The sequence below is a fragment of the Brumimicrobium glaciale genome, assembly GCF_004152935.1.
Classification (GTDB): Bacteria; Bacteroidota; Bacteroidia; order Flavobacteriales_D; family Crocinitomicaceae; genus Brumimicrobium; species Brumimicrobium glaciale.
On the sequence record NZ_SETE01000004.1, the window covers coordinates 18,313 to 33,631 of the forward strand.

The 15,319-nt window shown below is 33.7% G+C and carries 11 protein-coding genes; 9 read left to right on the forward strand and 2 right to left on the reverse strand.

The window, feature by feature from the left end; translation table 11 throughout:
• The first annotated feature begins 17 nt into the window (after positions 1–17).
• The 5 genes from ERX46_RS09955 to ERX46_RS09975 all read left to right on the forward strand — a co-directional run bounded on the left by ERX46_RS09955 (position 18) and on the right by ERX46_RS09975 (position 5,579).
• Positions 18–404 carry a DUF302 domain-containing protein gene (locus ERX46_RS09955; RefSeq protein WP_130093721.1) on the forward strand — a complete coding sequence of 129 codons (387 nt, stop codon included), beginning with the start codon at positions 18–20 and terminating at the stop codon, positions 402–404.
• 42 nt (positions 405–446) lie between these two features.
• Positions 447–2,489, forward strand: coding sequence for a copper-translocating P-type ATPase (locus tag ERX46_RS09960; protein WP_130093722.1), 2,043 nt, complete (start codon positions 447–449; stop codon positions 2,487–2,489).
• 299 nt (positions 2,490–2,788) lie between these two features.
• The gene (locus ERX46_RS09965) at positions 2,789–4,135 is read left to right on the forward strand and encodes an APC family permease (protein WP_130093723.1); all 1,347 of its coding nucleotides are present in this window, start codon (positions 2,789–2,791) and stop codon (positions 4,133–4,135) included.
• A gap of 39 nt (positions 4,136–4,174) precedes the next feature.
• A complete protein-coding gene (locus tag ERX46_RS09970) occupies positions 4,175–4,405 on the forward strand; it encodes a heavy-metal-associated domain-containing protein (protein ID WP_262708092.1) in 231 nt (76 codons plus the stop codon).
• Positions 4,406–4,559: 154 nt separating this feature from the next.
• Positions 4,560–5,579, forward strand: coding sequence for a type II glyceraldehyde-3-phosphate dehydrogenase (locus ERX46_RS09975; protein WP_130093725.1), 1,020 nt, complete (start codon positions 4,560–4,562; stop codon positions 5,577–5,579).
• A 64-nt stretch (positions 5,580–5,643) separates the two neighbouring features.
• Here the strand turns inward: ERX46_RS09975 and ERX46_RS09980 are convergent, their stop codons facing one another.
• Entirely contained in the window at positions 5,644–5,877 is a 234-nt protein-coding gene (locus ERX46_RS09980; RefSeq protein WP_130093726.1) for a hypothetical protein, read from the reverse strand.
• Between the two features lie 471 nt (positions 5,878–6,348).
• On the reverse strand, positions 6,349–8,775 hold the full coding sequence (locus ERX46_RS09985) for a TonB-dependent receptor (protein ID WP_130093727.1): 2,427 nt from the start codon (positions 8,773–8,775) through the stop codon (positions 6,349–6,351).
• 546 nt (positions 8,776–9,321) lie between these two features.
• Here ERX46_RS09985 and ERX46_RS09990 point away from each other — a divergent pair.
• Genes ERX46_RS09990 through ERX46_RS10005 form a run of 4 tightly spaced genes read left to right on the forward strand, consistent with a single transcriptional unit; the run spans position 9,322 to position 15,229 of the window.
• The gene (locus tag ERX46_RS09990) at positions 9,322–11,412 is read left to right on the forward strand and encodes a hypothetical protein (protein ID WP_130093728.1); all 2,091 of its coding nucleotides are present in this window, start codon (positions 9,322–9,324) and stop codon (positions 11,410–11,412) included.
• Complete coding sequence (locus ERX46_RS09995) at positions 11,399–12,493, forward strand: HlyD family efflux transporter periplasmic adaptor subunit (RefSeq protein ID WP_130093729.1); 1,095 nt, start codon at positions 11,399–11,401, stop codon at positions 12,491–12,493. Before ERX46_RS09990 ends, ERX46_RS09995 begins: the two co-directional genes overlap by 14 nt.
• A gap of 1 nt (position 12,494) precedes the next feature.
• Positions 12,495–13,922: a TackOD1 domain-containing metal-binding protein gene (locus tag ERX46_RS10000; protein WP_130093730.1), complete on the forward strand. Its 1,428-nt coding sequence runs from the start codon at positions 12,495–12,497 to the stop codon at positions 13,920–13,922.
• Positions 13,922–15,229 carry a glycosyltransferase family 2 protein gene (locus ERX46_RS10005; protein WP_130093731.1) on the forward strand — a complete coding sequence of 436 codons (1,308 nt, stop codon included), beginning with the start codon at positions 13,922–13,924 and terminating at the stop codon, positions 15,227–15,229. The genes ERX46_RS10000 and ERX46_RS10005 overlap by 1 nt, the downstream gene beginning before the upstream one ends.
• The last annotated feature ends 90 nt before the right edge of the window (positions 15,230–15,319 follow it).

Consider the following 15,319-nt stretch of genomic DNA (forward strand, 5'->3'; position numbering starts at 1 on the left):
AAACTAAATAAAAAAAAATGAAGTATTATTTTAATAAAACAATCAAAGGCACTTTTGAAGAGGTAATCGATAAAGTTACAAAAGGATTGAAAGATGAAGGTTTTGGTATACTCACTGAAATTGATGTGACAGCAACCTTAAAGAAAAAACTGGATGTAAACTTTAAAAAGTATAGAATTCTTGGAGCTTGCAACCCTTCCTATGCACATAAAGCATTGCAAGCAGAAGATAAAATTGGAACGATGTTGCCTTGCAATGTTATAGTACAAGAAATTGAAGATGGAGTTATTGAGGTAGCCGCGGTAAACCCAATGGCATCAATGCAGGCTGTGGAAAATGAAAAATTGAACGACGTTGCCAATGAAATAACTTCAATGTTAGAAAATGTAATTGAAAAGTTATAAGGCTTTTGTAAGCCTGACAGCAATACCAGAGATATAAAATTTATGAAAAATCACGAGCAACACAAAGAAATGGATCATTCTAAAATGAATCATAAAAAAGACGACCATTCTGGACATAATCCAGGTCATGGAGCTATGGGACACGATCATCATAAAATGATGATAGAAGACTTTAAACGCAGGTTTTGGATTTCGTTAATTTTAACTCTTCCTATTCTCGCCTTAGCACCAATGATACAAGGTATACTTGGCGTTGAATGGAACTTTACAGGAAGTAATTACGTTTTATTTGGTTTATCAAGTATTGTCTACTTTTATGGTGGTTGGCCCTTTTTGAAAGGTTTATTCAGTGAACTAAAGAGCAAATCCATTGGAATGATGACCCTTATTGCGGTCGCTATTTCTGCTGCTTATTTCTATAGTGTTGCGGTTATTTTTGGCTTTGAAGGTCAAACCTTCTTTTGGGAATTAGCCACACTTATCGATGTTATGTTAATCGGACATTGGCTTGAAATGCGTTCTGTTTTAGGAGCGAGTAAAGCTTTGGAAGCCTTAGCAGAATTGATGCCCAATGAAGCTAATTTGGTTGAAGGTAATGAAACACATAAAGTAAGTATTGGTGATTTAAAAGAAGGTGATATTATTTTAATTCGACCAGGTGAAAAAGTACCCGCCGATGGAATAATTGTAGAAGGTGAAAGTGACCTCAATGAAAGTATGTTAACGGGGGAAAGTAAACCTGTTAATAAAACGGTCGATGATGAAGTTATTGGTGGAGCTATTAATGGAAATGGTGTTGTAAAAGTCCGTGTTAAAGGAATTGGAGAAGATGCTTATCTCTCCAAAGTGATTAATATGGTGCAAACGGCCCAAAAGCAAAAATCAAAAACACAACGCCTTGCAGATGTAGCCGCTAAATGGTTAACAATTATAGCACTGGTCTTAGGGTTTGGAACTTTCTTCACGTGGTTGGCACTGGGTGAAACAGTTGCATTTTCAATGGAGCGCATGGTAACTGTTATGGTCATTTGTTGTCCACACGCATTGGGACTAGCAATTCCACTCGTTGCTTCCATATCTACAAGTGTTTCCGCAAGAAACGGTTTACTTATACGAAATCGTACTGCTTTTGAGTCCTCTCGAAAAATAACAACCATCGTTTTTGATAAAACAGGAACCTTAACCAAAGGTTCACACGAAGTCACACGCATAGTCTCTTTATCGCCGGATTATACTGAAACAGATCTTTTAACCTATGCAACGGCAGTAGAAAGTCCATCGGAGCATCATATTTCTAAAGGATTAATGCGAAAAGCAAAAGAAGAAAAGTTAGAAATCCCTTCTGTCACTGATTTTAAGTATACTGCTGGAATTGGTGTTCACGGAATCGTAAATGGCAAGGAAATTCAAGCAGGAGGATTTTTACTGTTGGAGCAAATGAATAAAACAGTAGATACAGACGAAAATGAAGGAGTAGAAACCAAAATCTTCACTTTTGTAGATGGAGAATTAATTGGCTTTATCACCTTTGCTGATGAAATAAGAGAAAGTTCTTATGATGCAATTAAAACGCTTCATGAACACAACATAAAAACTTCTTTACTCACGGGAGATAACGAAATCGTAGCCAAATATGTAGCTGATAAGTTGGGACTTGACGATTATATGTCAGAGGTTCTTCCCGATCAAAAATTGGAGAAAATAAAAGAACTTCAAGCGAAAAATGAATTTGTAGCCATGGTTGGGGACGGTGTAAACGACGCTCCTGCTCTAGCACAAGCTGATGTTGGAATTGCAATAGGTTCTGGAACCGATGTTGCTGCAGAAACTGCTGATATCGTCTTAATGGACAGTAACCCAAAGGATATTGTAAACTTAATTTTATTTGGAAAAGAGACTTACAAAAAAATGGTTCAAAACTTAGTTTGGGCTACTGGCTATAATGTCATCGCTTTGCCTTTAGCAACAGGATTTATTCCAGGACTAATGATAAGCCCAGCTTTTGGTGCCGCTTTGATGAGTGTGAGTACAATTGTTTGTGCGATAAATGCGCAGTTGTTGAGACGGAAGATTGGTCAGAAGTAAGGAGAAGATATTAGGCAAGTTAGACAAAGATAGATATTAGATATTAGACTTTAGACTTTAGACAAAATAGATTCTTTTTTCGAATAGCTAATGTTGAGTTAAGAGTTTTTAGAAGTTAAAGTAAGATGGACTAAACCTGGTGGCTTATTGGGAACAAACTTACAAATACTTAGAAGACAAATTTGCTATGTTGCGGTCTAATGTTACTGCTCATTTTTTATTGTTTGCTTCTCACTTGTTATCGTTTTAAGATCATTGAGAGCTTTAATCATAATTCAGAAAAACTAAAAAAGATAAAAATGAACAAAATTAAAAATCAGAAATTATCTTTAATTGGTTCTATATCTCTAGGAACTGGTGTTATGATTGGTGCTGGTATTTTTGTACTTATGGGACAAATAGCTGAACTCGTTGGCGATTTATTTCCCATTGCATTTATTGCAGGTGCTATTGTAGTTGGGTTTAGTTCCTATTCGTATGTAAAGTTTTCTAACGCTTTCCCTTCTTCAGGAGGTGTCGTAAAATTCTTAAATAAAGCTTATGGTCCAGGAACTACCACAGGGGTATTTTCGTTATTGATGTATGTCTCGATGGTTGTTTCTGAAAGTTTAGTTGCAGGAACTTTTGGAGCCTATACACTTCGTTTATTTCCTGAAAGTTATGCTGGTTATGCATCTGTTCTTGGTATTTTGCTCTTGGTTACAGCTTATATTGTAAATATTTCAGGCAATAAAGTGATAGGAACAACAGCTACATTTACAGCAATTATTAAAGTGGTGGGTATAGCATTACTGGCTATTGCGGGGCTAATAGTTTCTGGTTTTGCAGACATTACTGGAGAATATATTCCTCAAAATACCGAAGCACTGCCAAAAGGATTAGGTTTTGTTGCCGCATTAGCATTGGCAATCCTTGCCTACAAAGGTTTTACAACTATTACCAATCAAGGTGGTGATATTAAAAATCCACATAAAAATCTTGGTCGATCTATTGTATTTTCAATACTCATCTGTACGTTTATATATGTAGCATTGGCATTGGCTGTTGCAGGAGGTTTAAGTATTCCTGAAATAATCGAAGCAAAAGATTATGCATTGGCAGCGGCAGCTAAACCAGTGTTTGGAGAATGGGGTTCTTGGATTACTATTGGAATAGCTATTATTGCTACATTATCTGGTGTTATTGCAAGTGTCTTCTCTTCTTCACGACTATTGGCTATGCTGAGCAATATGAAGCAAATTCCTTCATTGAAAAAAATAGGAAAGTTTAAAAATCCTGCCCTCCTATTTACTGTTTCATTGGCTATTTTATTAACAGTATTATTTGATTTAACGAGAATTGCATCCATCGGGGCTATTTTCTATCTGATAATGGACATTGCAATTCATTGGGGACTTTTTCGTCATTTAAAAAAGGAAGTAAAATTTAAACCTATCATTCCACTAATTGCCATTGTAATGGATGTTGCTGTGCTTTCAGCGTTTATCTATATAAAATACCTGAGTGATCCTTTTGTACTTATCGCAGCGGGTATTGGAATAATTCTAATATTTATTGCCGAACGTTTATTTATGTTTTCACATACCGATGAGGATGGGAACATGCCAATGGGAATGGAAAAAGATGAAGAAAATATTAAGAGTTAAAAACAATCAAAAATAAAAATCATTAAACAAGTAATAAAAATTGAAGGAATGTCCTGCGGAGGATGCGTCGCAAACGTAGAGAAAGCGTTAGGTGAGATTGATGGTGTAAATAAAGCAACTGTAAATCTAAATCCTCCCAAAGCAAAAATGAGAGTAAATCAGACAATTAGCACCAATATATTACAAGCTGCATTAGCGGAGGCTGGAGGTTACAGAATTGTAGAGGAAGAGGAAAAACCGAAAAAACCAATAAAAGGTTGTTGTGGATAATCTCCTTCTCTAAAGTTAAAAATTAGACTTTAGAGAAGGAATACTTCTAATTCGGCTAGTAAAACAATATTAAAGTTGTTTTAATAGGTGAATTCAAGTAATAAGTAATATCTTAAATAAATTATACTATTTACAACAATATAATTTCAATAAAATGAAGAAAGTTAAAGTAGGTATTAATGGATATGGAGTAATAGGAAAGCGTGTTGCCGATGCTGTCGTTTTACAAAACGATATGGAATTAGTAGGAGTTTGTGATATAGTTTCTGATTGGCGAATAAAAATGGCCGTTGATAAAGAATTACCTGTATACGCTTTTGATGATGCTTTTAAGAAGGAAATGACAACCGCAGGTATTCCAATAGAAGGAAATCTAGATGATTTAATTGCGCAATCGGATTTAATTGTAGACTGTACACCAAAAAGTATTGCAGCAAAGAATATAGAAAAATATAAAGCCTCAAATACAAAGTTTATTCTTCACGGAGGAGAAAAACACGAAACAACGGGTCATTCTTTTAGCGCTGAAAACAATTATGAATCAGCAATAAATTTAGATGCAACAAGAGTCGTTTCTTGCAATACCACCTCAATATTAAGAACATTAACTGCCTTAAAAAGAGCTGATTTATTGGATTATGCTAGAGGAACTCTTTTGAGACGAGCTACAGATCCTTGGGAAAGTCATTTAGGAGGTATTATGAATACAATGGTTCCAGAAAGAGATATCCCAAGTCACCAAGGACCTGACGCACAAATTGTAGATCCAGAATTGAATGTCATTACTTCGGCTATAAAAGTTCCGCAAACATTAAGTCATCTGCACTATTGGAATGTGAAGCTAAAAAAACATGCAACGAAAGATGAGGTGTTAAATGCATTTAAAACATCAAGTAGAATTAAGTTTATAAATTACGACGAAGGTTTAGTTTCCAACAATACCATTAAGGAAATGTTCTTAGATATGGGAAGACCTTGGGGTGATATGTACGAAGTTGCCATCTGGGAAGATATGTTGAAGGTGCAAGGAGATGAACTTTTCTATGCTTACGTGGTGGATAATCAAGCTATTGTAATACCTGAAACTATCGATGCCATTAGAGCATTAACCGGTATTGAAAAGGATGGAGCAAAGTCAATCGCTAAAACCAATGAAAGTTTAGGAATCATTTGAAATGAAAGCAAAAATATAGTTGAGTTTTTAGAAAGAAAACATCCGATGAAATGTCTAAATAAATCTATTTATTACCTTTATCATTCTGAGACAATTCATCACGTTTCTTACGAATACTCTTTGACCAACCTCTGGCAAAGACAATAATTAAGATTATTGCCGCTACAATTATCATGATAGTAGTTGAATCCCAAAAATTAGTCTGTTCATCGTCTGTCACGGAAATTTCTTGAGGAACTTGAGCGATTGAATAAACGCTTATCCAAATTGAGATTACGATTAAATATATTGCTTTCATAGTATAAAAATAGGCATATATTATAGAGTAGAACTCTTAATCTTAAATTATTACATAAAAACATAAGATAATCTCCTCTTAGTTTAGTTGAATCGAATTTTTCAATTCATTTATTTGGTCAGAAGACAAATCATACTGAATTTAAAATAGTCACATACTTAATCTATTCCCTAAAAACTTCATCAAATCAACCCCTAAATCCAAAAGTCTCCAAGAATCAATCCGTATTTAAGTTATAATCCGTACATTTTTCACCTTGTTCTATCATCAGAAGTGGTTACAGCAACCTAGTCCAAACAATTTGCATTTACAGAATATACAATTTGGCACTGTTTCAATCTTCGACACTTAAATAAAAACTCTCATTGCTTGATTAAGTAGCAGTTCAGAAAGCTTATAAAAAACACAAAACTAACTTCTGGAACAACAAAAAAGGGATTTCTCAGTAATTACAATAAAGTTCCCCCCACCCTAAAACTCAAATATAAACCCAATCGAAGGAACCACAGTTGCTGAGCTATTTTCTAAAACTACTGGAATTCCATTACTTCCATCTGATGCTATTGGATTTCCATCCGTAGTTTCGAATCCTGTATTGTCTGCATTGCGCTGGAACGTGTAATTTGGTGTACTTGGGATTTTGTAGAGAAACACATTCTGAATGTCTAAAAACAGCGTTAAACTCACATTTTTGAAGTTGATTTTCTTGTCCACCCGTAAATCCAATTGTTGGAATAACGGCAAACGTTTCTCGTTGATTTGTGCAAAGTCTAAAGTTCCAACTCCTGTTGTTAAGTAATTCATTCGTGAAGCTGACAAGTCAAATGGTGTGTAAGGTTGACCTCCAGAAACACGGTATTTGATTCCTAAATCCCAGTTTTTCTTGAATTTGTAACCGAAAGTTGTTGAGACCACAAATCCATAATCCCAAGTTGAAGGTCTGAAAACACCATCAACTCCAGAGAATTCAGATTTATAAACAGTTGTGCTTAGAATATAAAATAGATTCTTAATCAACTTCTGTTGCATGTAAGCCTCAAAACCATAAACGCGACCTCTTCCAACCGAACTATAACTGTCGTTTCCAACCGTTGAAAAATCCGTTCCTATATTGGCAAACGAAATTCCATCTGAAATTGAAACAGGATAATTTCTGTAATCTTTGTAGAAAGTTTCAAATGTAAATCTCAAATCATTCCGGGGAATGAATTGTGTTCCAATCGTATAATGGATAGAATTAATGTACTCTAAACCTTTATTTGCAAGGTTACCGGTTGAATCTCTAAAACCCAATGCAGTATAAACTGGTAACTTATAATAAGAACCAACGGAGGCTGAAATATTCCATTTGTCGTTGAAAGCATAAGAAGAAGATATTCTTGGAGAAATAGTTTTGAAAGGATTATTTCCTGTTTCTGTGAATGTATTCATATCACTTCGCAAACCTCCAGTAATCAATAATTTCTCTTTAAAGAAGTATTTACTCAAGTGAGAATAAACTCCAAATTTATAAAATTCAATTGCTGACTTACTTTCAAAACTAATTGCTGGAGCGATAACATTTCCAACTGAATCTTGCAATTCATCTTGAACAGTATTGAATAAATCTAAATCATATTTTACATATTGAGCACTCAATCCATAAGAGAATTTCCAACCGCTAAAAAACTGATTAAAATCGATTCTTAATTTATTCTCAGTCTCAAAACTCTTTAAACTAAACAATTTATTTCCACCCAGCGTAGCATTGTCTTCATATCTATCTGCGCCGTTGAAAAACATATTTCGACTTAAAGCTACAGTGAAATATCCTTTGTTAATCAAACGTTTTAGTGAAGCTCCAACAGTATAATTCCATTGTTTAATGAGTGGATTAGCGCGATTTATATATTCGGTATTCGCATCTGCTTCTTCGGGAATAGCCAATTTGAAATTATCGATTGCGCCAATTCCAATAAAATTCAATTCTGTTTTAGCATTAATTTTATGATTGATTTTATACTGGAAATCCCAATAATCTGGACGAATAGGCAAGTCAAGTAACTGGAATAAAAACTGTAAATAGGATCTTCTTGCAGAGGCTAAAAATGTTGTTTTCTTTCCCAAAGGCCCTTCAAGCGTCACTGCAGCTTCACTTCCTGAAAGACGTATGTTTCCGCTCAATTTGTTGGGATTACCATTCCGTTGTTGAATCACAATTGTTGACGCCAAAGCGTTGTCATAACGACTATCGAAAGCAGATGAAGTCAATTGAACTTCTCTAATAAAAGAGACATTCAGAATTCCTGCTGCTCCACCACTCGCTCCTTGCGTTTGAAAGTGATTCAAAACTGGAATTTCTATTCCATCTAGATAATAGACATTTTCACTTGGCCCTCCTCCTCTTACAATAATGTCGTTTCTGTTGGGAGTTGATCCACCCGCCACTCCTGGCAAAACTTGAATTACTTTTGAAACATCGAAATTTCCTCCTGGACTTGCTTTAATTTCCTCTGCAGTTAGTTTTTGCGTTGCTAAAGGCGTAACCATATCTGTTGCACGAACTGATTTTGAAGCGTTAATAGTCACTTCTCCAAATTCTTCAACATCATCTTGAAGTTCAATTTCAATTACTTGAGCATTTCCAGAATTCACGTTGATGTTGTAACTGATAAAATCCTTGTAACCAATATAATATGTCTCTAAATTATAACGACCAACTGGAGCAGTAATATTAAACTCTCCGTTTATATCAGTCATCGCTTTTACAGTGTCAGGACCGGTTAAAGTAATCACAACACCAATCAAACCTTCTTGCAGGTTTTTATCTTTAATTGTACCCGTAATTACACCTGTATTTTGTCCAAAAACTGTTGTAAAACAAAGGGAGATAAAAATTAAGCTTAGAAGGGTTTTCATAATCAGATTATATATTTTGCAAAAGTAAAACAAAAATTAAACAGTTAAGTTTGAAACATTCAATAATATCACTCTCAGCTTATGAACACTGCCCTGATTAAAGTTGGTAGAAGTGAAAAAAACTGTCTTTTGGTTGAGTACTTCATTAAGAACTTAGATTTACCAGAAATCACAAAACTATTAGCATTAAAAAAGTATAGTTTTCTACGTCCTGTTTTTCTTATCACTTCCCATATTTCTATTGATTTACTTTTAACGTACAAATCATAATATAAATTTGTTATTGTCTGTCTTTTACCAAAAGACTTTCAGCACCGCATGAATAATTGAAAGATGGGTCATGAGTGATGCTTGTTGACAGAATGTACTAATTGGCATTATAAATTATCAATTAGTTACTTATCTTTGTCCGCTTATTAATACTTCTTGGTAGAATCTGAAACTCTCCTTGCTGTTTTACTCTGTGAAATTTGTATATTGTTGGACTAGATTCCTTATGCAAATATTGACATAACTTGTTTACAGCGCTTTACTTTAAAAAAACTTATGATAAAAACTCTACTAAAATATTTTATAGTTCTTTTATTCGTTTTCAGTTTTGTGTTTGATTCTCAAGGGCAAGTGACAACTAAAAATGAAGTTCGCGCAATTATTGACGAGGCTACAACTGTTATTTCTCCATATTTAGACACAATTCCACAACTCAAAACTGGAGGCAACAGTACCTCTGCTTTTACATTGATGAATAGAAGAGTATTTAAAAGAAGTTCATCCAACGAATATTTATCTGAGTACAATTTGCAGAAATCCGAAGTTTTAAAAAATGATTGGGGAATTGATCTCAACGCAAATTATATTGAAAATGTTAACGTACCAGAAGAAAACGTAATTGACAATAGTATTTATAATCGCAGAGCACAGGTCGGTGTGGATTGGAATATTCTCAAGAGCGGCTTGGTTGAAAACAGAAAAGAAGCTCAATATTATGCTAACAAAGCTTACTTGGCTGATAAATTGCATTTAGAAGAAGATAAAAACCTATTTTTTCTAGACCGTTGGAATCATATCGTTTATCTTTTCAATGAAGAGAAGCTGAGAATGCTTTCCATTCGTGAAGGATTAATCAACGAACAAATTGACTTTGCACGGTCTCTATTTTTCTTGAAACACCTTTCAAAAGAAGAATTATTGAAATATGAATCTACTTTAGCAGAAATCGGTGGCTTGAAAAATCTGTACCTTTCTTATAACGATCAATATTTTTATGAAATAGATACTGCGATTAAAATCAACGACCTTCCACTATATGACATAGACTACGAAAAGCTGATCAATAATTTTAATTCTCCAATTAGAGATACAATCAAAACTATTCTTGAAGAACAATTGGCATTAAAAACACATTGGTCAAGAAATTTCTCTGTTAATACATTTGCGCGTTACAACACTTATGATTTATCAGGAATTTCAACCACTAAAAGGAACTTTTTTACTTTTGGATTAGGCTTTTCAATGCCACTTCCACTGAACATGAAAGCGAGTAATAAACTGGAAGCTATTCAGCAAAAAATTGAATATTCAAAATACGATGACGAAGCTTATGTGAGAGAAAAAAACATTCTCAATTTAACTTACGAATACCGCTATAAATTAAAGCAATACATTCAGTTCTACCAAAAAAGAAAAGTATATGAAGAGCGCGTCAGGAAATTAAGGATTTTGAAAAACAGTCAATCAATGGCTTTTAACCCAATAAAAGCGCATCAAACGATAAATGAATTGTTGAGCATAGATTTAGAATTAATCGAATTAAAACAAAGTTTATACTTGAATCTTCTCAAAATATATTCTGAACTTCCATATACCAACACATTGGATTTTGTGAAAAATGCTGCTGTTCCAAACTATGCTGATTCTTATAATAATGTCAACAAAGGAGTTTATGTTTGGACGGATGCTATTCGAAATTATTCTGGCAATTTCTTACAGGAATATGCAGAATTATACAACTTGAATAACTTAATCATTGTTCAACCTAAAAACGATACTTTACAAGCGGAAAGATACAATTGGGTTCCTAAAAATGACAGTATTCGACTTGAAATAATGATTGGAAATAATCAATTGATTTACCATGAAAACCCGAAAGAATATCTTCAAAAAGTAATGATAAATGTCGGGGACAGAAAAATAAATGCACTTCATTTAGACGTAGAACCGCATGTTTTTGATGATTGGCAAGAGAAAAAGGTGGAATACCTAGAGCAATATGTAGAAATGCTTAAGAAAATCAGGTTGTATTGTGATGAGGAAAATATAGAATTAACTGTTTCAATTCCATTACATTATATTGAAGAATATACAATGGAGATATTCAGTATTTCAGATCGCGTTTATTTTATGGCTTATGAAAACATAAAAATTGAATACATTACACGTAAAGTAACTCCTTTTCTAAAAGATTATAAAGAAAAAGTGGTGATTGCCTTGCGAACAAATGATTTTAAAAACCGTATTGAACTTGAAGAACACATTCAATTGTTGAAAAAGGCTAGCACTGTATCTAGTTTTGTTATTCACGATATGGAATCACTAATTGAGTTAGACAAAAAGACATTACTAAATGAAGAGTATTAATTTCAAACGCAGAGATATAGCCGTTACGGAAAGTGCTTCGGAACCTAAAAAGGTGCCCAAAAAGCCTATGAATTGGGATAGATTGATCTATTTCCTTATTCTGTCTGTGATTCTTTTCTTTATAGTGAGGTACTTTGTAAACAACACATTCTACATTGAAGCGGTTGGACAAGTACGATTTCAGAATGTGAAATTTAGAAATACAGCAGATTCGCGCATCATGGAATTCCACAAAGGTGCTGGTGACGAAGTAAAAGTTGGGGATTCTTTATTTACCTATATTGATGCAGACCAATATGGAGAAATGAACCTAGGATTCAGTCTTGAAGGAACATACAGTACAATTCAAGCCAAGGAAACGAAGCAAAGTTGGATTGAGAGGGAAATGTATGAATTAGAAAAAGATATTTCTATTAAACAATCCATGCTGAATGAGAATCAAAAATTGATTTCCTTTTATACGAATCAAGCAAAAAATATTGAAGAACAAGTAATATTGGATGTTGTTCCTAAATCTGAATATACCAACACCATTGACCGAAGAAATAGGTTAATTGCTGAGAACAGTGCAACAGCGGCGGAAATAAAAATTTATGAGCAACAATTAAAGTCCTTAAATTCTAAATTGGACTTGGCAAATGAAATGGGATTATCAGCTCAGGGAAATTCTAAATCAGGAACTAATTTAGACAGTTTAAGAAAGGTATTTAAAAGTCCGATGGAAGGAACAATTACCGAACTCTATAAATCGGAATTTGAAGTCGCCTTGAAAAGTGAAAACATTTTATCTATTCACAAACCCGAAAATGTATTTATCAAAGCATTTTTCAATCAAGAAGATTTAAAAGAATTGCGTGAAAATGATGTGGTAACACTTGAATTCCCGGATGGCACAAAAAGTGAAGGATACATCAAAAAATTCTACTTTTCAACGTATTTAATTCCCGTAGAATTCCAAAACAGATATGATCCGCCAACGCGTACTTTGTCTGCCGATATTTATCCTGTAAATACCGAGGACCTTAAAAAGTGGAGGAAATTTTATAAAATGCGTGTAACCATTACAAAAGGAAAATTTTAATATGAAAGACATAAATACTGAAATTATACCTTCGAAGGAAAATGATCATGTAATTGAGTTTGCTGGATATACTTTTTATACAATTTACAACACAGATTCATTAAAAACTGATGATATTGTATTTTATGATGTAATCATTATTCAAGCAGGAGATCCGGAATTTACACGTCATATTATAACTCGAATTAGAGGGCATTTCAATCCTGAACATTACCTCAAGCCAATACTTTTATTGAATCAAAGTAGTCTTAAAGATCCTTATACAAATTTATTGGATGGTACTTTATACTCTTTAGAACAAATAAAATTAATTCTTCCAAAGCTTCAGAATATTCTTTTACGAATTAAAGATTTAACTTTTTCGAGTTCATTAAGTTATGAAGCCTTAATTATTCAGAAAGTACTTTCATATATGTACTCCAGAGACATGGAAGAAATGGAACCTTTTGTAGATTTTAACTCTGGAATTGGTTACAACTACCCTATTCTATCAGTTAATTTCTCGCGTCATGAAGAACATCAAGTTCTGAATATTATAAATATAATGCTCGAAGAGAAATTAATGAAAAAAGAATTTCTCGACTCCGTTTACTTATGTACGAAATGTACAACAGGATATTTAAGTTACCGAGAAGTTTGTCCGAAGTGCAATAGTTCAAATGCTACATCTCAAGACATTGTACATCACTTTCCATGCAGCTATGTGGGACCAATAGAAGATTTTAAAAATCAAATTGATGACGCACTCAATTGTCCAAAATGTAATAAAACACTGAGACATATTGGAGTAGATTATGACAAACCAAGTATCATAAATGATTGTTTGAGTTGCGGACATCGCTTCCAAGATTTCAATGTGAAAGCAAAGTGTATGACTTGTAAATTCGACAATGAAGTGGAAAAGTTGAATAAAAGCAGTATCAATGCATTATCTGTTACTAAAAAAGGACAAATTATGTCTGTTAGTGGATATGTGACAACGAGTAAAGATCTTCAAGAAATCATTGGAACAGTAAAGATGGATACTTTTAGAACTATGCTTAAATATGAGATTGAACGCTTAAAGCAAACTGAGGGAAATAGTAATTTGGCTGTTCTTCATTTGAAAAATTCAGGTGAGGCGTATTCAACAATGGACAATGAACTACAAAGAACGATGTTGAAGGTTCTAATAAAAGCAATTAGAAAATATTTACCCACTTCATCTGTTATTACATTCTATAGTTCATCAACTATTTTGATTGCTATAAATGATTTACCGTTAAAAATTGCCCGAAGATTAACAGAAGAAATAATTACATTAATGAGAGAGTTAATGGAAACCAATTTCAAGAACATGATCGTCACATTAGAACATGAAGTAAAAGCGGTAACCGTTAAGCTTTCCAGTGATTTACAAATTCAACAATTGGTTAAAGATTACATTTAATGGATACAATTGGAGAATTCATAAGTTACTTACAAGCACTAGGCCCTTCAAAATTTCTGAGGGTATTCTGGTTTTTTGTAATTTTTGAATTTTTTCGTTATTTCCTACTCGACCTTGTTGGACTTATTTTACACAGGGTTTCAATTTGGACCAACCGAAAAAGATGGAAACGTGCAAGGGAGGAGTTTAAAAAAGAAAATCCGCTTGTTTCAATTATCGTTCCTGGAAAAAATGAGGGTAAACATATTTTCAAACTCGTAAAATCTTTATCGGAACAAACGTATAGAAATTACGAGCTTATTATCATCGATGACGGTTCAGATGATAACACACCAATAATATGTAAAAGTCTATTGAAAAATGGCTTAATCGACCAGTTTTATAGAAATGAGGAAAGGGGCGGAAAAGCTTCTGCCGCAAATTTAGGATTGCGTTTTACCAAAGGAAAATACATTATTCATCTAGACGCTGACTGCTCTTATGACAATGATGCTGTAGAAAAAATAATTTTGCCTTTCTATTACGACAAGGACATTGGCGGAGTTGGAGGAAACGTGATGGTAAGAAACTACAAGGAAAGCCTCGTCACAACGCTCCAAGCAGTTGAGTATTTTAATTCTGTTGGAATCGGGAGAATTGTTACCAGTCAATTCGGAATTTACCGCATTATTTCAGGAGCTTTTGGTGCTTTTAGAGCAGATGTAATGGATAAAATTCAAGGTTGGGACATTGGCCCTGGACTAGATGGTGATATTACAGTGAAAATTAGAAAATCAGGTTACAAAATACATTTTGCCCCAGAAGCTGTTTGTCTAACAAGTGCGCCAAATACTTTTAAGAAACTAGCCAAACAGCGCTACAGATGGGACAAATCGTTAATTCGTTTCAGATTAAGAAAGCATAAAGATATTCTATTTCCAACCCAAGGTTTTAGCATAATTAATTTTATTTCGTTTTTCGAAAACATACTCTACAACCTGGTTCTTAACTTTATGTGGTATTTTTATTTCATTGATTTAATTTTTAATTTCCCAAATCTCATCCTCCATGTCATATTAACCAATCTGTTCCTTTATACTTCCATGGGCTACATTAAATTGCTAATCTTCGGACTGTTCAGGAAAAGGACAAATGCGCCAAATTATTATTTCATTCCGTATATTCCTTTAATGGTACTCTACTTTGGATACTTCTTGAGATTTGTAAGAACACGTGCTTATTTCATGGAATTGTTCTTTAAAGCAAGTTATAATGATCCCTGGAATCCATTAAAAACTTCAATTCATGCGAAAGAAAAAGGGTTGTAATTTGATTGCATATGAAGGGAAAATTTAGATGTTAGATTTTTAATCTTAGACGTTAGATTATAGACCAATAGACAATAGACTTTCTTTTTT